The 19,028-nt window shown below is 63.0% G+C and carries 18 protein-coding genes; 10 read left to right on the top strand and 8 right to left on the bottom strand.

All coding sequences use genetic code 11. The features are described 5' to 3' along the window. Positions 1-6: 6 nt before the first annotated feature. Together pgeF and N6L27_RS09400 are read left to right on the top strand one after the other, a co-directional pair. Positions 7-762 carry a peptidoglycan editing factor PgeF gene (gene pgeF / locus N6L27_RS09405; protein ID WP_271906990.1) on the top strand — a complete coding sequence of 252 codons (756 nt, stop codon included), beginning with the start codon at positions 7-9 and terminating at the stop codon, positions 760-762. Between the two features lie 699 nt (positions 763-1,461). Next, positions 1,462-2,238, top strand: a complete 777-nt coding sequence (locus N6L27_RS09400; protein ID WP_271906989.1) for a Hint domain-containing protein — start codon at positions 1,462-1,464, stop codon at positions 2,236-2,238. A gap of 38 nt (positions 2,239-2,276) precedes the next feature. Here the strand turns inward: N6L27_RS09400 and N6L27_RS09395 are convergent, their stop codons facing one another. Both N6L27_RS09395 and N6L27_RS09390 read right to left on the bottom strand, forming a co-directional pair. Continuing rightward, positions 2,277-2,711: a CBS domain-containing protein gene (locus N6L27_RS09395; RefSeq protein WP_271906988.1), complete on the bottom strand. Its 435-nt coding sequence runs from the start codon at positions 2,709-2,711 to the stop codon at positions 2,277-2,279. 159 nt (positions 2,712-2,870) lie between these two features. Next, positions 2,871-3,371, bottom strand: a complete 501-nt coding sequence (locus N6L27_RS09390; protein WP_174146456.1) for an Lrp/AsnC family transcriptional regulator — start codon at positions 3,369-3,371, stop codon at positions 2,871-2,873. Between the two features lie 240 nt (positions 3,372-3,611). Here N6L27_RS09390 and trxB point away from each other — a divergent pair, with 240 nt between their 5' ends. Together trxB and N6L27_RS09380 are read left to right on the top strand one after the other, a co-directional pair. After that, entirely contained in the window at positions 3,612-4,553 is a 942-nt protein-coding gene (gene trxB, locus N6L27_RS09385) for a thioredoxin-disulfide reductase (protein ID WP_271906986.1), read from the top strand. A gap of 5 nt (positions 4,554-4,558) precedes the next feature. Next, positions 4,559-4,891, top strand: coding sequence for a ribonuclease E inhibitor RraB (locus N6L27_RS09380; protein WP_271906985.1), 333 nt, complete (start codon positions 4,559-4,561; stop codon positions 4,889-4,891). Between the two features lie 40 nt (positions 4,892-4,931). Here N6L27_RS09380 and N6L27_RS09375 read toward each other — a convergent pair whose 3' ends face one another. Continuing rightward, entirely contained in the window at positions 4,932-6,218 is a 1,287-nt protein-coding gene (locus N6L27_RS09375) for a caspase family protein (RefSeq protein WP_271906984.1), read from the bottom strand. 133 nt (positions 6,219-6,351) lie between these two features. Between N6L27_RS09375 and N6L27_RS09370 the strand changes: the two genes are divergently transcribed. Together N6L27_RS09370 and N6L27_RS09365 are read left to right on the top strand one after the other, a co-directional pair. After that, complete coding sequence (locus tag N6L27_RS09370; RefSeq protein ID WP_271906983.1) at positions 6,352-8,031, top strand: adenylate/guanylate cyclase domain-containing protein; 1,680 nt, start codon at positions 6,352-6,354, stop codon at positions 8,029-8,031. A gap of 235 nt (positions 8,032-8,266) precedes the next feature. Then, positions 8,267-10,342, top strand: a complete 2,076-nt coding sequence (locus tag N6L27_RS09365; protein ID WP_271906982.1) for a bifunctional sulfate adenylyltransferase/adenylylsulfate kinase — start codon at positions 8,267-8,269, stop codon at positions 10,340-10,342. Positions 10,343-10,444: 102 nt separating this feature from the next. On the opposite strand, the gene N6L27_RS09360 is transcribed toward N6L27_RS09365, so the two are convergent. Both N6L27_RS09360 and N6L27_RS09355 read right to left on the bottom strand, forming a co-directional pair. Continuing rightward, on the bottom strand, positions 10,445-10,846 hold the full coding sequence (locus N6L27_RS09360) for a response regulator (RefSeq protein WP_271906981.1): 402 nt from the start codon (positions 10,844-10,846) through the stop codon (positions 10,445-10,447). Next, positions 10,806-12,296 carry a sensor histidine kinase gene (locus tag N6L27_RS09355; RefSeq protein WP_271906980.1) on the bottom strand — a complete coding sequence of 497 codons (1,491 nt, stop codon included), beginning with the start codon at positions 12,294-12,296 and terminating at the stop codon, positions 10,806-10,808. The genes N6L27_RS09360 and N6L27_RS09355 overlap by 41 nt, the downstream gene beginning before the upstream one ends. Positions 12,297-12,397: 101 nt before the next feature. Between N6L27_RS09355 and N6L27_RS09350 the strand changes: the two genes are divergently transcribed. After that, on the top strand, positions 12,398-13,141 hold the full coding sequence (locus N6L27_RS09350) for a substrate-binding periplasmic protein (RefSeq protein WP_271906979.1): 744 nt from the start codon (positions 12,398-12,400) through the stop codon (positions 13,139-13,141). 347 nt (positions 13,142-13,488) lie between these two features. On the opposite strand, the gene N6L27_RS09345 is transcribed toward N6L27_RS09350, so the two are convergent. Beyond that, positions 13,489-14,400 carry a LysR substrate-binding domain-containing protein gene (locus N6L27_RS09345; RefSeq protein WP_271906978.1) on the bottom strand — a complete coding sequence of 304 codons (912 nt, stop codon included), beginning with the start codon at positions 14,398-14,400 and terminating at the stop codon, positions 13,489-13,491. Between the two features lie 89 nt (positions 14,401-14,489). On the opposite strand from N6L27_RS09345, the gene N6L27_RS09340 reads away from it, so the two are divergent. Continuing rightward, a complete protein-coding gene (locus tag N6L27_RS09340) occupies positions 14,490-15,350 on the top strand; it encodes a TauD/TfdA dioxygenase family protein (RefSeq protein ID WP_271906977.1) in 861 nt (286 codons plus the stop codon). Beyond that, positions 15,347-16,978 (top strand): arylsulfatase, encoded by a 1,632-nt coding sequence (locus N6L27_RS09335; protein WP_271906976.1) that lies wholly within the window; start codon positions 15,347-15,349, stop codon positions 16,976-16,978. The genes N6L27_RS09340 and N6L27_RS09335 overlap by 4 nt, the downstream gene beginning before the upstream one ends. A 103-nt stretch (positions 16,979-17,081) precedes the next feature. Here the strand turns inward: N6L27_RS09335 and N6L27_RS09330 are convergent, their stop codons facing one another. Both N6L27_RS09330 and N6L27_RS09325 read right to left on the bottom strand, forming a co-directional pair. Beyond that, entirely contained in the window at positions 17,082-17,669 is a 588-nt protein-coding gene (locus N6L27_RS09330; RefSeq protein ID WP_271906975.1) for a YceI family protein, read from the bottom strand. A 38-nt stretch (positions 17,670-17,707) separates the two neighbouring features. Then, positions 17,708-18,538, bottom strand: coding sequence for a nuclear transport factor 2 family protein (locus N6L27_RS09325; protein WP_271906974.1), 831 nt, complete (start codon positions 18,536-18,538; stop codon positions 17,708-17,710). Between the two features lie 104 nt (positions 18,539-18,642). On the opposite strand from N6L27_RS09325, the gene N6L27_RS09320 reads away from it, so the two are divergent. Further along, complete coding sequence (locus tag N6L27_RS09320; protein ID WP_271906973.1) at positions 18,643-19,017, top strand: winged helix-turn-helix transcriptional regulator; 375 nt, start codon at positions 18,643-18,645, stop codon at positions 19,015-19,017. The last annotated feature ends 11 nt before the right edge of the window (positions 19,018-19,028 follow it).

Here is a 19,028-nt window from a genome sequence, read left to right as displayed (position 1 = left end):
CTAACAATGACGCTTGAAATTCTCACGTCCGATCTGCTTGGCCCGGTGCGGCACGGGTTCTTCACCCGCAAAGGCGGCGCCTCCTCCGGCATCTACCATGGCCTGAACTGCGGCCTTGGCTCCACCGACCAGCGCGAGGCAGTGCAGATCAACCGCAACCGTGTGGCCGCAGCAATGGAGGTGCCTCCGGAACACCTCAGTGCCGTTCATCAGGTTCACAGCGCCGATGTGAAGGTCGTGACTGCCCCCTCAACCGAGCGCCCGCAGGCGGATGCGATGGTCACAAATGTGCCGGGCATCGCCCTGTCGATCCTGACCGCCGACTGCCAGCCGGTACTGTTTTGCGACCCGGAAGCCCGCGTTATCGGCGCCGCCCACGCTGGCTGGCGCGGCACCCTGGACGGGGTGCTGGAGGCCACGCTGGAGGCGATGGAAACCCTCGGTGCCAGCCGCACGAACACCGCAGCGGTGATTGGCCCGACCATTTCCCAGCGCGCCTATGAGGTCGGCCCGGAGTTCTTTGACGACTTCATGATGCAGGACGACGCCTACGCCCGCTTCTTCGCCAATGGCGAAAGCGGCCGTTACCTGTTCGATCTGCCCGGGCTTGGGCTGTACAAACTGCGCCAGGCAGGGATCGGCGCGGCCGAGTGGAGCCGCCACTGCACCTATTCGGATGCGGAGAAATTCTTTTCCTACCGCCGCGCCACCCACGCGAAAGAGGCCGACTACGGACGCCTGATCTCCTGCATCCGGCTTTAAACTTCCATTAACCATGCCAATTGTGGCGGATTTATATAAAATCCGCCGCATTCGCTGTTTCCGCAGGGGAAACCCTCTCAGGGCGCCCCGTTTTTACCTTTGATTTCAGCCCTATAGCAAAACCCCACCTCATGCTGCACGGCGACAAAGTCATTCGCAGCGGGACCCAAAATGCCCTGTGCAGGTCATATTCAGGGCGCAAAGATTACCCATAAACAGGTCAGACAAGAAAAAACTGCAACCGCCCGCAACTCCGGGCGGACTTGCCGGGCGAAGGACAGACTGACCATGAAAATGAACAAGCGCTTCATTGCCTCGATCATCCGCTCCGCCAGGAGCGAAGCCGCACCTCTGCTCAGGGGGAGCGCCCGCCGGTACCACGGCCAGGCGCACCATCAGGGTTCAACGCGGAAATTGGGTTAACGCCGGGGACGGGTGCCCCCGAGGCGGCCACCCCTGGCGCATCTGCGCCAGCCCGGCCAGCCGCCAAAAGGGCATCCAACCGGCCTGGAAAAGCCGCCTTCCAGCGCTGCGCCGCCCCCATATAGAATAGACCAGTGCATTAACCAGTTTGCTTCAGATTTTTTGACAATTTGAACTAATTCCGGGAAAGCTGGGCATATCATATCGTTCAAGCACGTCTGCGTTGCCGGTGGGGGCCGATGCAAGCGGGCAGTTTGAAAGGAGAGGTCTGCTGTCATGACCATCCCCCAGTCGCTGCACAGAGCTGCAGCCAATGCCGTCGAGGCCACTGCAATCCTGCAGGACCCCGCTGCGCTGCGCAGCTCCAGCAAGCCGCAACTGCGCCGCTATGAGGTCAGCTGCCTGCTGCCCGGCGGGGGCATTTCGGAAACACGCCATATCGCCCCGGCCCTGCCGCTGTTCGAGGACGCCTTCAGCGCGTTCACCCGCGGCTCACTGGTGGAAACGGCTCAAGGGCCGATTGCGGTCGAGGACCTGCTGCCCGGCGACGAGATCGCAACCCAGGGCGGCGGCAGCCAGCCGCTCGTGTGGATCGGCCGCACCAGCGTGCTGCCCGGCCGCTCCGGCAGCCGCAGCCGCACCCTGACCAGCTTCATGGCCGACAGCCTGGGCCTGCAGAAACCCGCAGCCCCCCTGGTGGCCGGCCCCGCGGCACGCCTGCTGCGCACGCCGCCGCACATGCAGGGCGCAGGCGATGGACAGCTGCTGACCCTGGCGTCCGAATTCCAAGATGGCATGAGCATCTTTGAAACAGCGCCGCCGGCGCCTGTGGATCTCTACCACCTCTGCCTTCCGCGCCACGCAGTGATCACCGTGGGCGGCCTGGCCTTTGAAACATACCACCCGGGCTCCGACGCGCTGAAACTGGCAAGCTTTGCCATCAAGACGCTGTTTTTGAACCTGTTTGCCCATGCCGACAGCATCCATGGCTTCGGCCCGCTGGCGCATCCCAGAGCCGACAGTCTCACCCAGCCGGGGCCTGCTATTCTGTAACCGGGAACTGACGGCCCGCCCCGGGCATCTGCCGCCGGTCAGTTCATGCCGCGGACATAGCGCACAAGCTGGCCCGCATTGAACTGCTCCTCATTGATTATGCTTGTCATCAGATCCCCTATAGAGACAATCCCGGCAAGCTCCCCGTCCTTCAGGACCGGCAGATGGCGCACATGCTTGTCACTCATCAGCGCCATGCAGGCTTCTGCACTCACCTCCGGGCCAACGCTGCTGAAATCGGTTGCCATCACATCGGCCAGGGGCGTAGCCGGAGAAGTCTTTCCCGCCAGGAAGACATTGCGGGTATAGTGCCGCTCAGTGAAGATACCGGCGAGTTTCCGGCCCGAAACCACCAGCACGGCCCCCACGTCATTCTTTGCCATCACCTTCAGAGCGTCGACGACCATCGCCTCGGGAGGGAGTGTATGGAGCGTCTTGCTCTTGTCATCGAGTATTTGCTGAACAGTAGCCATCGTTACACCTCCAGTCGGCGGAACAAAGGCCGGGCCAAACCGATTGCACTGGCCTGCCCCGCCTTTTCAGGATGCGGGGTTTCACCGTGCTGTCAATGACTTGGATCAAACTGCGCCACACCGGATGCCCGGCAGGCAGTAAAATGGACCGCCCTAGGCTCAGGCTTCGCGTGCCAGACGCTCTTCCAGCACCTCAAACGGCACGCCCGGCTCATCCTTGGCGCCGCGGATCACCAGCGATGTCTTCACACTGGCCACATTCGGGGTGGTCAGCAGATCGCCGGTCAGGAAGCTTTGAAAGGTGCTGAGGTCGGGCGACACGCATTTCAGGATGAAATCCACCTCGCCGTTCAGCATGTGGCACTCGCGCACCAGCGGCCAGCTGCGGCATTTCTCCTCAAAGGCGCTCAGCTCCGCCTCGGCCTGGCTCTCCAGCCCCACCATCGCAAAGACCTGCACTTCAAAGCCCAGTTCGCGCGCATTCACATCCGCGTGGTAGCCGTGAATCAGCCCGGCCTCCTCCAGCGCCCGCACCCGGCGCAGACACGGCGGCGCGGAAATGCCGACCCGCTTGGCCAGTTCCACATTGGTCATCCGCCCATCGGCCTGAAGCTCCGACAAAATCTTGCGATCAATCGGATCAAGACGGGTTGTGACCATACCGGAAGCTCCTGTGAGATTTGCGTTTCTTATAGCACCGCCGCCAGGCTGCGCAATATTGTTTCATCGACGCGCAATATTCTTTGCAGCGCGAGGGCGCAAGACGCAATGCGCGGATCCGCGGCAAATTTGTATCCCGCCGCATGCAGCCCCTTGGGGGTTTAAGCCTGCCCGCCCTGCCGCTATATGCATTGCCTGACGGCGGCACGCCCGCCAGGCTGCATTACGTGGGGAACAAACATGAGCGAGACGCGCCACACCAAGGTTCTGATCATCGGCTCCGGGCCTGCCGGCTATACTGCGGGGGTCTATGCCTCCCGTGCCATGCTCGAGCCGATTCTGGTCCAGGGCATCGAGCCCGGCGGCCAGCTGACCACCACCACCGAGGTGGAGAACTGGCCCGGCGACACCGAGGTACAGGGCCCCGACCTGATGGTGCGGATGCAGGAGCACGCCAAGGCGATGGGCACCGAGATCATCGGCGACATCATCACCTCGCTCGACACCTCCTCGCGCCCGTTTGTGGCCAAGGGTGACAGCGGCACCACCTACACCGCCGATGCAGTGATCCTGGCTACCGGCGCCCGCGCCAAGTGGCTGGGCCTGGAAAGCGAAGAAAAGTTCAAGGGCTTCGGCGTGTCCGCCTGCGCAACTTGCGACGGCTTCTTCTACCGCGGCCAGGAGATCGTGGTGATCGGCGGCGGCAACACTGCCGTTGAGGAAGCACTTTTCCTTACCAACTTCGCTTCCAAGGTGACCCTGATCCACCGCCGCGACGAGCTGCGCGCCGAGAAGATCCTGCAGGACCGCCTGATGAAGAACCCGAAGATCGAGACTCTGTGGTTCCACACCCTCGAAGAAGTTGTCGGCACCGACAATCCGCTGGGGGTCGAGGGCGTCGTGGTCAAGAACGTGCAGACCGGCGAGCTGAAGGAAATCCCCTGCAAGGGCGTCTTTGTAGCCATCGGCCACGCGCCCGCCACCGAACTGGTCAAGGACGTGCTGGAGCTGCATAACGGCGGCTATGTCAAGGTGAAGCCCGGCTCCACCGAGACCTCGATCCCCGGCATCTATGCTGCGGGCGACCTCACCGACCACAAGTACCGCCAGGCGGTCACCTCGGCCGGCATGGGCTGCATGGCCGCGCTCGACGCCGAACGCTTCCTGGCTGAGCAGGAGTAACAGGGATGCCGCATGATTTCGCCGCGCAACGGGCCGGAACCGTTGCGGCATTCAACGATCTGCAGGCCGAACACGGCCTGCCTGAGGTGGCGGACGTGGATTATTTCTTCGTCCCCGCCCGCGACGGCGCCGACTGGCGCCCGCTGGCCGAAGAGCTGAGCCGCGAAGGCTTTGCCTGCGAGTTCGTTGAGGCCGAAGGCGAAGATGCATCCTATTTGGCCGCCACCCTGCCGGACCAGATCATCTCTGCCACCGGCATCTGGATCGGCGAGGAACTGGCCACCCGCACCGCCCTTCCGCACGGTTTTGCGCCGGACGGCTGGGGGCTGGAGGGCTGACCCCGCTTCTGCGGCGGGCAACAGCTCCACACCCGGGAGCCTAACGGCACCCCAGCAGCTGTTCCTGCGCCTTCAGCCGGCTGACCTCATCGCGCTCCGCCGCGCTCAGCGGCACTTCGCCTGCGCGCATGCCGGGAATGCAGCCCGCATTGGAAAACGCCGCCTGCCCGCGTGCGCTTTGAAAACAATAGCCGCGGCGGGCAAAGATCGAATTGCGCTGAAACCACAGGGCGTCGCACTGGTTCTGCGCAACAGGCGCAGCGGCGCCAGCGGCTGCATCCTTGCGGATCCAGTTCGAATGCGCCCAGCCCTCCAGCCCGGTCTCCGTCCGCACCTGCAGCCAGCGCCCGCGCTGTGCCAGCACCGCCAGCCGCGTGCCTTCCACCATCTTGGCCAGCCGCCGCGCACCGGAGGTGGTGCCGTCCCGCAGGGCCAGGAACCCGTCACCGTTCGGGTCCAGCCCTGCGACGCGGTAGCCGAACTGCTGCGCCCGCGGCTGGATCTGCCCGGACGGCACCGCCTGAACGGCGGCACCAGCAGCGCCAGCCGGGTCAGGCGCGGCCTGCCCGCGCGCCGCCAAAAAGACCTCATCAATCAGCGAGGAGTTCTCCCACGGCACCTGGCTGCCGCCGGTTTCCGCCACCACGTCGGCCCGCACCCGCCGCATCATCGCGTGCAGGTCCTCGTTGCGCGGCAGATGCCGCAGCAGCGCCGCCGTGAAGGGGCTGTTGCGGCCGCTGCCGTCCAGCGCCACGTTGCCCGGCTGGGTGGAAAACGCGATGTAGGAGCCGACGCCCGCATCCACCCGCGCCAGCCCCCGCGCCGCACCGCCCAGGCTGCGCGCCGCCATCCGCGACTGGAAGGGATTGTTGCGGCAGGCATCCAGCACGATGATGTTACGCCCGGCGCGCAGCTCCATCCCGCGCAGGATCGCCTGCAGGCTTACCGAGGCGGACTTCAGCTCCTGCTCATCCGACCCCGCAACATCAACCGGCAGCACGAAATTCTCTGCCCCCAGCTGCACCCCGTGGCCGGAGTAATAGAACAGCGCGGTGTCGTCCTGCTGCAGCTGGCCTGTGACCTGCTGGGCCAGGCGCAGAGTGTCCCGGCGGCCCAGGTTGTAGCCGTCGTGCACCTCGAACCCGATGCTGCGTAGAGCCGCTGCGATATCACGTGCGTCCCGCTCCGCGTTGGGCAGAAAGGAGGCGTTCTCATAATCCGAATTGCCCAGCACCAGCGCGATCCGCCGCCCGGCCTCTGCCAGAGGCGCAGACCAAAGCAGCGCCAGCACAGCCAGCAGCGCAGCCTTCAGATAATTCAACACCATATCAATCCCCGTTAAACCAATGCCCGGCCACCGTGGCACAGGCCCAAGGGCGCAATCAACCCAGCCGCTGGCTTGACCGCCCCGCCCGCCGCGGCCAGTTTGGCAGCAGAACAGGCAAGCGGAAGGGCAGACCGTGGCAAGCGCACTCTGGCAAGGCAACTGGATCACACGCACCCGGATCATCACCGGGCTGGTGCTGCTGACCTATGCCTTCTTCCACTTTCTAAACATCGGCCTCGGCCTGATCTCATCCGAATGGATGGATGAATTCCAGGACGCCCGCCAGGTGATCACCCGAAGCCTGCTGGGCAGCCTGATCCTCTATGCGTCGCTGATCCTGCACGCAGGGCTGGCACTGTGGAATCTGGCCCGCCGCCGCAGCCTGCGGATGCGCTGGGGCGAGGCGCTGCAGACATTGCTTGGCCTTCTGATCCCGCTGCAGCTGATCGCGCACATCGTCTTTACCCGCTACTCGCACGAGGTCTACGGCACCAATGACGAGATGCCCTATCAGATCATCCTGATGTGGGCCTCGCCCGAGATCTGGCAGCAAAGCCTCCTGCTGCTGGCAGTCTGGATCCACGGCTGCATGGGGTTGCATTACTGGCTGCGGCTTACCCGCTGGTGGCGGCCGATAATCCCCTGGATGGCCGGCATCGCCGTGTTCATCCCCGCCTTTGCCTTTGCCGGCCTCCTGACAGAGGGCCGCCGCATCTATGACCTGTTTGTGGAAGGCACCGAACGCGCCGCGCTGATGGAGGATTTCAACTGGCCCAGCCAGCAGGCCTTTGCTGAGATGTTTGCAACCGAAAGCCAGTGGCTGATGATCTTCTTTGCGCTGCTGGGCCTCACCGCCGCCGCCTACCTTCTGCGCAAGCTCATCCGCCGCCGCCGGGCGGTCACCATCCGCTATGCCTTCGGACCCGAAATCCGGGCAGAGCGCGGCATGACCCTCCTGGAGATGTCGCGCGCGGGCGGCGTCCAGCACACCTCGCTTTGCGGCGGCAAGGGGCGATGCACCACCTGCCGCGTGGTGCTGGATGAGGGCGGCGAGCACCTGCCGCCCCCCGAACCGCCCGAGGCCCGCAGCCTGGAACGCGTCAAGGCGCCCGCCAATATGCGGCTGGCCTGCCAGATCCGCCCGCAGGCGCCGCTCTCTGTCACCCGCCTGTTCCGCCCCGACGGACGCCGCGGCCGCGCCCATGCCAGCCAGGGCAGCGAGCAGCAGCTGGCGGTGTTGTTCCTCGACATGCGCGGCTTTACCGCCCGCACCGCAGGCCAGCTGCCCTATGACGTGGTCTTCCTGCTGAACCGCTTCTTTGATGCCATCGTGCCCGCCATCACAAATGCGGGCGGCACGGTGGACAAATACCTCGGCGACGGGCTGCTGGCGCTGTTTGAGGCCGCAACCCCTGCCCGCTCCGCAGCCGCCGCGCTGGAGGCCGCCGCCGCCATCGGTACCGCGCTGCAGGACTTCAACGCGCAACTGGCCGCTGACGGCGAACCGGAGGTCCGGATCGGCATCGGCATTCACCTGGGCGATCTGGTACTGGGCGAGATCGGCAGCGCCGCCCACGCACCGCGCACCATTATCGGCGGCAGCGTCAACACCGCCAGCCGGCTGGAGGCCAAGACAAAGGAGCTGGGCGTGGAGCTGCTGATTTCCGCCCAGGTGCTGGAGGCTGCAGGCTATGATTCGGCCCATCTGGCGCTCGAAACCTTCCAGCTGCGCGGCGTTTCGCTGCCGCTGGACGCCCTGCCCGTGCCCCATGCGGCCGCCCTTCCCCGCACCCTGGCCGGAGAACAGCGTTAGGCCCGGCAGCCAAAGCGCAAAACGCATGTTTGCCCGGCAGCCCCCGGCCGCACCAGCCATCCAGCCCGCCACGCCGGGAAAGAACAATCCCCCGCCCGCCCGCTCCCGTTGCCCCCCTGCAACGCAGCGGAAATTCGCCGCCTGGACCCAGTTTCCCCTTTGCATCCAGGCCGGATCATGCAATCCGTTCACGCGTGAACACACTTTTAACCCGTTGACCGTACTGCTGCAGCCCGTGACCGATCCCGCATCCATATCCACTCCGGAAAGCGAAGACCTGCTGTTCCGCCTCCTGCGCCAGCTCGATACGGCGCCGGATGCCTCGCAGCGCGCGACCGCCGCCGCGGTGGGGATTTCGCTGGGACGGCTCAACACCCTGCTGCGCGCTGCGGCCGATAGCGGCCTGATCACCATCAGCGCCCGCCCCGGCCCGGACAAGCGGCAGCGGTTTGCCTATTCGCTGACCACCCGGGGTGCGGCGGAAAAAGTGCGGCTCACCGATCAATTCCTTGCCCGCAAGCTCGCAGAATACAATGCGCTGCACGCGGAACTCACCGGCTCCGCTAGCGGCCTCCCCCCTCTCAAACACAGGACCAACCCGATGCAAAGCAATCTGGCTCCCATCCCTGAGCTTTATGTCTCCTACGAAAGCGCCCAGAAACTGAAAGTCGAAGCGGCTGACCTGGTCAGCTGGGACCTGACCCCGCGCCAGATCTGCGACCTGGAACTACTGATGAACGGCGGCTTCAACCCGCTCAAGGGCTTCCTGTCCGAGGCCGACTACAACAGCGTCGTCGACACCATGCGCCTGACCGACGGTTCCCTGTGGCCGATGCCGATCACCCTCGATGTGTCCGAGGACTTCGCGGCCAAGCTGGAAGCGGGCCAGGACATCGCGCTTCGCGACCAAGAAGGCGTGATCCTCGCCACCATGACCGTCACCGACAACTGGGTGCCGAACAAGGCCAAGGAGGCCGAGAAGGTCTTTGGCTCCGACGATGACGCCCACCCGGCGGTGAACTACCTGCACAACCAGGCCGGCAAGGTCTATCTCGGCGGCCCGGTCACCGGCATCCAGCAGCCCGTGCACTATGACTTCCGCGCCCGCCGCGACACCCCGAACGAGCTGCGCGCCTACTTCCGCAAGCTGGGCTGGACCAAGGTTGTCGCCTTCCAGACCCGCAACCCGCTGCACCGCGCCCACCAGGAACTGACCTTCCGCGCCGCCCGTGAAGCCCAGGCCAACCTGCTGATTCATCCGGTGGTCGGCATGACCAAGCCGGGCGACGTCGACCACTTCACCCGCGTGCGCTGCTACGAGGCGGTGCTGGACAAATACCCGGCCGCCACCACCTCCATGAGCCTGCTGAACCTGGCGATGCGCATGGCCGGCCCGCGCGAGGCGGTCTGGCACGGCCTGATCCGCAAGAACCACGGCTGCACCCATTTCATCGTCGGCCGCGACCACGCAGGCCCCGGCAAGAACTCTGCCGGCGAGGATTTCTATGGCCCCTATGACGCGCAGGACCTGTTCCGCGAGTTCCAGGGCGAAATGGGCATCGAAATGGTCGACTTCAAACACATGGTCTATGTGCAGGAGCGCGCCCAGTACGAGCCGAACGACGAGATCGAAGACCGCGACAACGTCACTATCCTGAACATTTCCGGCACCGAACTGCGCCGCCGCCTGGCCGAGGGCCTGGAAATCCCTGAGTGGTTCTCCTTCCCCGAGGTGGTTTCCGAGCTGCGCAAGACCAAGCCGCCGCGCTCCAAGCAGGGCTTCACCGTGTTCTTCACCGGCTTCTCCGGCTCCGGCAAATCCACCATCGCCAACGCGCTGATGGTCAAGCTTATGGAAATGGGCGGCCGCCCGGTGACCCTGCTCGATGGCGACATCGTGCGGAAGAACCTCAGCTCCGAGCTGGGCTTCTCGAAGGAGCACCGCGACCTCAACATCCGCCGCATCGGCTATGTCGCGTCCGAGATCACCAAGAACGGCGGCATCGCCATCTGCGCCCCGATCGCGCCCTACGCCACCACCCGCCGCGCCGTGCGCGAGGACGTGGAACAGTTCGGCGCCTTTGTCGAAGTGCACGTCGCCACCTCGATCGAGGAATGCGAGCGCCGCGACCGCAAGGGCCTCTACAAACTGGCCCGCGAAGGCAAGATCAAGGAGTTCACCGGCATCTCCGACCCCTACGACGTGCCGCAGAACCCGGAGCTGTCGGTTGAGACCGAAAACGTCGATGTCGACAACTGCGCCCACCAGGTGCTGCTCAAGCTCGAAAGCATGGGGCTGATCAAGGCCTGAGCCTGACTGCACAGCGAAAAACACAAACGGCCCGCCATCCGGCGGGCCGTTTCATTTTAGGAAAAGCAGTGGTACCCGCGCCAGCCGCCCAGGACCGCGCGGCTAGTGTGACGCGATCAGTGCCGCAATCTGCTTCACATGCTCCACCGTCAAAGGCTTGTTAATAAACTCCTTCACCACGTCAAAACTCATAGCCCGCGCCTTGTCCTCCGGATTCAGCGAGGTCGTGATCATGACCACAACGCTTTTGGCGAAGCCTTCGCCGATCTCCCGGGTCGCAGCCTCAAGGAACTGAAATCCGTCCATTCTGGGAATGTTGATATCCAGAAGGATGACATCAACCTCCAGCTGGGGGTTGGCTTTCAAATGCTCCAGGGCCTCATCGGCGTAAGTGAACACCAGCACCTCTTCCACCAGTCCCGACTTATTGATGATGCGCTGGTACTGACGCTGATCGATCTTCTCATCGTCGATCAGAACCGCCAGCTGAATGGGTTTCGTCATTTAAACTCCTTGGTAACGTCATGAGGATGGCTGTTCCGCAATCAAGCCCGTCTTGAATTGAAATTTCACCGCCATGATTTGAAATAACCCGGCGGCAGGTGGCCAGGCCGATCCCCGAACCTTCATAGGCCGAACGCTCATGAAGCCTCTTGAAAAGGCCAAAAACTTTGTCCCGGTGCTCCTTTGGAACACCAATGCCGTTGTCCGCCACCGTGACGGCGAAACAATCGGCACGGGTTTCTGCGGTCAGGCGGACAATGGGTTTCACGCCCGGTTTGCGGAACTTGACCGCATTGGCAATCAGGTTCTGAAACAAGAGCCGCAGCTGCGCCGGATGCCCGCAGACCACCGGCAGGCGGCCGGTCTCTATGCTGGCGTCTGCGGCCCGGATGTCCGCCGCCAGATCCTTGACCACATCCTGAGCCAGCGTTGCAAGATCCACGGGTTCAGCCTCAAAACCGCTTTGGACAAGCCGGGCATACCCCAGCACATCATCTACAAGCGCCCCCATCCGCGCATTCGTGGCACGCATGTCGCCCAGGATTTCCCGCGCCTCCCCGCCCGGCGCGCCGTCTTCCGCCAGCTCATCGATCAGCATCGCCATGGTGTTCACTGGCGATTTCAGGTCATGGGAAATGGCATAGGTGAACTCCGCCTGCTCCCGGTTCGCGTTCCGCAGCTGTTCGGTATAGGTTTCCGTCGCCTCGCTCCACCGGTTGATGGCGCTTTCAAGAGTGTCAAACTCTGACTTGCCCCCGCCCCCGGGAAAGGACCATCCCGTATCCAGCGCCAGCCTCTGCCCCTTTTTCTCCGGGTCATAGCTGCTGGCAAATCTGGACAGGCTGGACAGATGGCGCCCGACAAGGCGCTGGAAAATCAGCAGGATCGCCAGACTCACCACCGCTGTCTTCAGGCAGTTGGTTGCCAGGATGACCAGAGCCCTGCTCAGAACCAGGTCCCAGATGCGGGAATAATCCGCATGGATCACCAATTGACCCAGATTGTCTGTCCTGCCATTTGCCAGGCGCAGGATCGGCAGTTCAACACGGTAGCCCGTTGCGGATGCTTCCCCGGCCGTGCGGTAGGAGATTCCGGCCCCGGTGATTTCAACCTTGTTGACCCCTTCGATCCGGGCAATACCGGCAAGCTGGCTCCGGATCAGAGTGTCATCAAGCAGCCAGACACTCTCTGCCAGACTGGGCAAAATGGACACTTCGATCTTGCCCAGAGCCTCATCCTGATCGTGTTTCTCCCGGTGAAAGTCGGCAGCCAGCTGCACCGACGTCATCAACAGCGCCAGCACCGTGCTGCACAGGATCGTCCAAAAGGCGAACCTGCGCGCGACACTGCTGCGCAGCCCTTCGGCCCAGGCAGACGCAAGAAACCAAGGTGTCCACGCTCCAGATGAGGCGGCAGCAGCCTGCCCGTTCTGATCGTCAGCAATGGTCAACTCTGCACCCTTACACACTCGTCTTGCCATCTATCATAGGTTGATATCATATTAAGGCATTCATGTTAAAGCATATCTTGCACCCCAAAGGGAGACCTGTTGTGTCAAAAATTGCGCCGTTTCTGATCAGCTTCCTGTTCGCAGCGCACGCAGCCCAGGCCGAAGAATTGCACTTCTGCTACGACCCCTATCCGCCCTACACTTTGGGCACATACGGACCGGCAAGCAGCGGATTGAAAGTTGCGCTGCTGGAGGCCGTCACCGCCCGGATTGAAAACCTGACCGCAACAGTGACTCTGCTGCCCTGGAAAAGATGCCAGCAGCAAGCCCGCGACGGCACGATCGATGGGGTTCTGCCGCTTTTCCCGAATCCGGAACGCGCGGAATACATGGCGTTCACCGACGCCACCTTTGACGAGCAATCGGTCCTGTGGCACCGGCCGGATCAATTCCCCGGGGGCTTTGTCTGGGACGGCAGCTTCGGCTCAATTTCGCACCTGCGGCTCGGGATGCTGACCGGTTCCTATGTGGACGAGGGAATGGAGACCGCCTTTGAAAGCCAGCAGGGCATTACCCGCGCCCGGGATATCCAGACATTGATGGAGCTTCTGGTGCTCGGGCGCGTGGACCTCGTTGCAACGGATGCAGCCGTCGGGCGGCACATTCTTGAAAAGGCCGGCTGGCAGGACAAGGCCCAGCGCATGGCCACACCCGTTGCCAGCCGCACATCCCATTTCGGCTTATCCAAAGCCTCAGGCGCGTCCAGGCATCTGGAGGATTTCAACCGGGCCATTGCCGCCCTGCACGCCGAGGGGGCCATCGCCGCCATCCTGTCGGGCGAATGAGCACGCGTCAGCGCATCGCTGCAAAGACCCGGACGAAGGGAACAGGCCTTGGCGCCAAATGCATGACGCCACCGCATGGCGCACATTTCTTCAATTACGGCGGAAATTGCCGGTTCTGGCCTGTGCCCTTTGCGGACGGACGCTGCCGCGGTGAAGGCACGCCGCGGCCGGATCATTTCCGACATGCGCAGCGGTCGCCTGCGCCTTGCGCTCCGCCAAATTCACCGAGACCTGAACGCCAAGCCCGATCCTTGTGAAGCGGAGATACGGAATGCAGTGCACCCCATGCCAGTTGTCCGACTACACCGCCCAATCTTTTAAATGCAGAGCGCAGAACAAGGAGCGTATTATTGGCCGGCGGTGGAGACCAGAACCCTGCAGCACTCCAAAAACCGCTCCGCCAGCATTGTCTGCACTGCTTGGCGTGAGCGGGCAATCACCACCTTATAGTGCCCAATGCTTTCCTTGAGCGGCCGTGCGACAACCGTATCACCCTCAATCGTGCAGTCCTGCTTGGGCGGGAAGCCTGCAAGCGTAAAGCCGAACCCCTTGCCAACGTAGGCCTGAACAAGCTCGCGCGATTGGGATTGGAACGGCACTTCGGGTTGAACCCCCGCGGCCTGCAGCAGTTGCAGATAGCTTGGGCCCGGGCCAGCGGGTGAAACGGCGATGTAGGGCAAACCGCCAAGATCGCTCAGGCTGACCTGAGTCTTCGCTGCCAGGGCGTGTGACGCTGACAGCAGAACCAGGGGCGGCAGCTCCAAAAGGACTTCAGCCTCATGCCGTCTCGGATCAAGTCCCTGGTCAAAGACCACCAGCACATCCACTTCGCCGGCATCCAGCGAGTCAATCAATGCGGGATAGTCGGCTTCCTTCACCTCGATACGGACGCCAGGATAGCTTTCGCGGAAGGCAAGCACCGCAGGCAAAACGATCCGCTGCGCCAGTGCATGATGGGTGCCGATGCGGATCCTGCCGGTGCGGCCTGACGCCAGATCCGCGGCCTGCCTGTCCAGCGCCGCAGCCTGCGCCAGCAGCGCGTCAGCCTGGGCGGAAAACTCCTTTCCCGCGGTCGTCAGCCGCATGCCCTGCGCCGGAAAGCGGTCGAACAGGCTGAGCCCGGTGGCAGCCTCCAGCTTGCCCAGTGCCGAGGCGATGGCTGCAGCGGAGACATTCAATTGGCGTGCAGCCTGGGCAATTCCGCCCTGCCTGGCAGTTTCGGACAAATATGTGAGTTGGCGGAGGGTAAACCGAACCATCAAAAAACCTATCCTTTGAGTGAATTAAATCAGTTTTTCCGACTTTTTGCCAAGCCCTATGCTGCCTTCAGGACAAAGGGGAGGCTGACATGGAGATTCTACCGCTGACCGGCGGGCTGGGTGCGGAAATTCTGGGCGCGGACATCCGCCGCGGCGCAGATTTTGAGGCCATTCGCGGCGCCTTTGCCAAATACTCGGTGATCGTGCTGCGGGGGCAGACCGTTGGACCGGCGGATCACCTGGCCTTTGCCCGCCGCTTTGGACCGGTGAATGTCAACCGGTTCTTCCAGCCGGTCGATGGACACCCGGAAATTGCCACGGTCCTTAAAGAGAAAGACCAGACAGAGGCCGTTGGTGAGGGCTGGCATACCGATCATTCCTACGATCAGGAACCGGCGATGGGCTCTATTCTGCATGCCATCGAGATGCCGCCCTACGGCGGCGACACGCTGTTTGTCTCCATGGGCGCCGCCTATGAGGCGCTCTCAGAGCCGATGCGGCGGTTTCTTGACGGTCTGACTGCTGTGCATTCCTCGCGCCATGTATTCGGCGCCGCCGCGATGGACAGCGAAGCGGTGAAATCGGGCCGCCTGCGCAATGCAGAGGCCGCGACCCAGGACGCCCGGCACCCTGTTGTCATCACTCAACCCCTGAGCGGACGGCGCGGCCTTTTTGTGAACCCGGTCTTCACCACCCGCATTGAAGGCCTGACCCCGGAAGAATCCTCAGCGCTTCTGGCCATGCTCTATGCCCATTGCCAGCAACCCGAGTTTCAATGCCGGGTGCGCTGGCGCGCTGGTGACATCGCCATGTGGGACAACCGCGCCACCTGGCACAAGGCGATCAACGACTATCACGGCTTCCGCCGCCTGATGCACCGGGTCACCGTCGAGGGCGGCCCGCTTGCGCCTGCTGTCTCAGCCCGACCCGACAGGAAAGCACCGGTATGACCAGTCACAACCTAGACCCCGGGACCACCCGGCCCAATGTCATCCTGATCCTTGCAGACGACATGGGGTTTGCCGATCTCGGCTGCACCGGGTCGGAAATCCAGACCCCCAACATCGACGCACTGGCCCGGGGCGGCGTGATGCTGTCAGCGATGTACAACTGTGCCCGCTGCTGCCCGACGCGGGCGTCGCTGCTGACCGGGCTCTACCCGCACAACGCCGGCGTCGGGCATATGGGTGCCAATCTGGGCACGCCCGCCTATCAGGGGTTCCTGCGCAATGACAGCGCCACCATTGCCGAACACCTCAGGGCCAGCGGCTATGCCACGCTGATGTCCGGCAAATGGCATGTGGCCGGCGATTTCGAGCCGCGAAGCGTGGACAGCTGGCGGATCGGTGACGTCGAGCACCCGACCCCTCGCCAGCGCGGCTTTGACCGGTTTTACGGGATCATGGACGGGGCGACGCATTTCTTCTCACCGCATTACATGCTGGAGGATGACAGCCGGGTGGAAACTTTCCCGGATGATTTCTACTTCACCGACGCCATCACCCATAAGGCAATCGGCATGATCGAAGGCGTGGTGGCCGAGGAGAAACCGTTTTTCCTTTACCTTGCTCATACGGCGCCGCACTGGCCGCTGCATGCCCATCCCGGGGACATCGCCAAATACGATGGGGTCTACTCAAAGGGCTGGGATCAGATCCGCACCGCGCGCCACGAAACCATGAACGGCAAAGGCGTGTTTCAGCGCGGCTGGGACATCTCTCCGCGCGACAATACCGCGCATGGCTGGGAGCAGGAAAAGAACCAGGACTGGGAGGCCAGCAAGATGGCAACCTATGCGGCAATGGTGGACCGCATGGATCAGTCGATCGGCACGCTGGTTGCTGCGCTGAAACGGCTCGGGCAGTTTGAGAACACGCTGATCCTGTTCCTCTCCGACAACGGCGGCTGCGCCGAGTTCATGGCGGAGGACGGCTGGGCGAAATTCTACCCGGACAGGACGCACGACGGGAAGCAGATCACCATGGGCAATGTGACCGGCCTGCGCCCGGGCGATGCCCGGACTTTTCAAAGCTACGACAAGCCTTGGGCCAATGTCTCCAACGCGCCGTTCCGCCTCTACAAACACTATGTGCATGAGGGCGGCATCTCGACCCCGCTGGTGGCCCATTGGCCGGAGGGGTTCACACCGCGCGGCACCGCCCATGCGGCCTGCCACGTGGCCGATATTCTGCCTACCATCCTGGAGGCTGCCGGGGCCGCCTATCAGACAGAGGTCGGCGGCCACCAGATCCAGCCGCTGCAGGGGGAGTCGCTGCTGGGCCTTTTGCAGGGCAAGGACTGGCAGCGGGAGCAGCCGATCTTCTGGGAGCACGAGGGCAATGCCGCCATCCGCCTGGGTCATTTCAAACTGGTGCGGCTGCATGATCAGCCTTGGGAGCTTTATGACATCGAGGCTGACCGCACTGAGCTGACCGACCTCGCCGGCCGCAACCCCGCCCTCGAGAAGGATCTGATCCGCCAGTACCAGGCCTGGGCCGAATCTGCCGGGGTGCTGAACTGGAACGAGGCACTGCCGAAACTGCTGGCGGCCTGGAAGATGGAAACGGCCAACGGCTGAAACTGGCAACCGGGCGGCAGCTGCCCCTTGGTCGCGGGGCTGGCCCATCCAATCCAGCACCGGCGGCAAGGCACCAGTGCTGGTTCGCTTAGAAATCTTCAGCTTATTCAGCAGCCTTCAGTTCGGTGTCGATGCTTATGGTCAGCTGGCCTACCGGGATGCCGCTGCCGACACCAAAGTCTGCCGGGTCAATCTGCCCTGTGGCAGAGAAGGCCACCCAATCGCCCTTGTAATAGTCGAAGAACTGGCCGACCGGATGCGCGCCGAGATGGGTCAGGCGCGCGTCCAGAACCACCGGTTTGGTAACACCATGCAGCGTCAGGTCGCCGGTGATCTCAGCAGTGTCCTTGCCGGTGAGTTTCACGGCGGTGCTGGCAAAGGTGATTTCCGGATAGGTGCCTGCGTCCAGGAAATCCGGGCTCTTGGCGTGCTGATCAAGCGCTTCGACCCCGGAGAAGAAGCTGTCCGCCGCGATCGCAGCGGTGACGCTGGCGGTTTCCGGGCTTTCTGCATCCAGCTCCAGAGTGCCGCTGACGGTGGTGAATTCGCCATGCTGCATGGACACGCCAGCATGGCTCCAGCCGACGCGGACCTCAGTATGGCCGGGGTCGGTTTTATAGGTTTCCGCGGCAGCGGCGCCAGCGGTTGCGGCAAGAACAGCCAGGGTGCTGAACAGGCGGGAAATGGTCATAATGTATCCTTTCTGCAGATGTGGAATGGAAAATGGGATCAGAACATGCCGTTGCCGTGGGCGAATTCGGCAGGGATTTCCTGGACAGCGTCCCAATGCTCGGCGATCAGCCCGTCCTCGACGCGCCACAGGTCATAAAAGGCAGTGGGTTTGCCGTCGTAGATGCCTTCGGCCTGGGTCATGACGAAATTGCCTTCCGCCACCACGTTGTGCAGCTTGGTGTAGCCAAAGGAGATTTCGTTTTCGGCCAGATAGGCGATGAACCCCTTCAGCCCGTCGCGGGTGTCCGGCACATAGGGATTGTGCTGCATGTAATCGGCGCGGATGTAGCTGTCGATCCTGGCAAGGTCGCCGCCCATCAGCACGTCTGTGACGAGGCCGGTGACCAGTGCCTTGTTGACGTCCGTTTTTTCCAAATCGGTGATTTCAGTGGCGCCATCAGTCATGGAGCGGCCGCTGGCGGTTTCGGTCACCTCCTCCTGGATGGCGTCCCAATGCTCAACCAGCTTGCCGTCTTCAAAGCGGAACAGGTCAATGATCACCTTAGGGCCAAAGAATTCCGCGGTCTGGTGGATCACCACGAAGTTCTCAACTCCGAACACCCGGATCGGGTTGACCTGCACGGGCGGATCCAGCGTTTCCAGGAAGTCAACGAACCCCAACAGCCCTTCCCGCCCGTCGGCGGCCTGCGGGTTGTGCTGGATGTAGCCTTCGGCGACATGCGCGCGGATGAAATCGCGATCCCCCTTGGCGAGGCCCTGCTCAAGCAGGGCGACGGCTGTGGCCTTGTTTCCTGCCGGGCCTGCTGCGGCGCTGGTTGCTGCAGCGGAGGCAAGCACAGCTGCAGCTGCATTTTTAAGAAGTGTCATTGTGGTCTCCATCGTGACAGTTGCCTGAGTCGGGCTCATAAGTTACGAATAAGAACTGTAGTTCCGATTCAGAAGTAGGCACTTTTTAGTAACCAAGGAAATCCATGAAGCGTCGTGAAGAGATCGAACGGGAGCTGGGGCTGGATCTGTGCCCGATCCGGACCGTACTGGCGCAGATCAGCGGCAAGTGGAGCCTGCTGGTGATCCTGCTGCTGCGGGAGGGGGAATACCGGTTTTCCGAGATTCAGCGGGCGATCCCGGATGTCTCGCAGCGGATGCTGACCCAGACCCTGCGGCAGCTGGAGCGGGACGGGCTGGTGGCGCGCAGGGTCACTCCGGTGGTGCCGCCGCGGGTTGATTATGCCATCACAGATCTGGGCAGGTCGCTGTTCGAACCCATTGGCGCCATGGCCGCCTGGGCAGTGGCGAAACAGCCGGAAATCCTGTCGGCGCGGGAGCGTTACGACAGCGCCGGATAAGGCCGGGACCG

This window comes from Leisingera sp. SS27 (assembly GCF_028368855.1).
In the GTDB taxonomy this organism is placed as follows: Bacteria; Pseudomonadota; Alphaproteobacteria; order Rhodobacterales; family Rhodobacteraceae; genus Leisingera.
This window is presented reverse-complemented; position numbering and strand designations above follow the sequence as displayed.

What these genes read in the sequence shown, in the direction of transcription:
- pgeF (WP_271906990.1), top strand. Translation starts at nt 7, where the DNA reads ATGACGCTTGAAATTCTCACGTCCGATCTGCTTGGCCCGGTGCGGCAC.
- N6L27_RS09400 (WP_271906989.1), top strand. Translation starts at nt 1,462, where the DNA reads ATGACCATCCCCCAGTCGCTGCACAGAGCTGCAGCCAATGCCGTCGAG.
- N6L27_RS09395 (WP_271906988.1), bottom strand. Translation starts at nt 2,711, where the DNA reads ATGGCTACTGTTCAGCAAATACTCGATGACAAGAGCAAGACGCTCCAT.
- N6L27_RS09390 (WP_174146456.1), bottom strand. Translation starts at nt 3,371, where the DNA reads ATGGTCACAACCCGTCTTGATCCGATTGATCGCAAGATTTTGTCGGAG.
- trxB (WP_271906986.1), top strand. Translation starts at nt 3,612, where the DNA reads ATGAGCGAGACGCGCCACACCAAGGTTCTGATCATCGGCTCCGGGCCT.
- N6L27_RS09380 (WP_271906985.1), top strand. Translation starts at nt 4,559, where the DNA reads ATGCCGCATGATTTCGCCGCGCAACGGGCCGGAACCGTTGCGGCATTC.
- N6L27_RS09375 (WP_271906984.1), bottom strand. Translation starts at nt 6,218, where the DNA reads ATGGTGTTGAATTATCTGAAGGCTGCGCTGCTGGCTGTGCTGGCGCTG.
- N6L27_RS09360 (WP_271906981.1), bottom strand. Translation starts at nt 10,846, where the DNA reads ATGACGAAACCCATTCAGCTGGCGGTTCTGATCGACGATGAGAAGATC.
- N6L27_RS09345 (WP_271906978.1), bottom strand. Translation starts at nt 14,400, where the DNA reads ATGGTTCGGTTTACCCTCCGCCAACTCACATATTTGTCCGAAACTGCC.
- N6L27_RS09340 (WP_271906977.1), top strand. Translation starts at nt 14,490, where the DNA reads ATGGAGATTCTACCGCTGACCGGCGGGCTGGGTGCGGAAATTCTGGGC.
- N6L27_RS09335 (WP_271906976.1), top strand. Translation starts at nt 15,347, where the DNA reads ATGACCAGTCACAACCTAGACCCCGGGACCACCCGGCCCAATGTCATC.
- N6L27_RS09330 (WP_271906975.1), bottom strand. Translation starts at nt 17,669, where the DNA reads ATGACCATTTCCCGCCTGTTCAGCACCCTGGCTGTTCTTGCCGCAACC.
- N6L27_RS09325 (WP_271906974.1), bottom strand. Translation starts at nt 18,538, where the DNA reads ATGACACTTCTTAAAAATGCAGCTGCAGCTGTGCTTGCCTCCGCTGCA.
- N6L27_RS09320 (WP_271906973.1), top strand. Translation starts at nt 18,643, where the DNA reads ATGAAGCGTCGTGAAGAGATCGAACGGGAGCTGGGGCTGGATCTGTGC.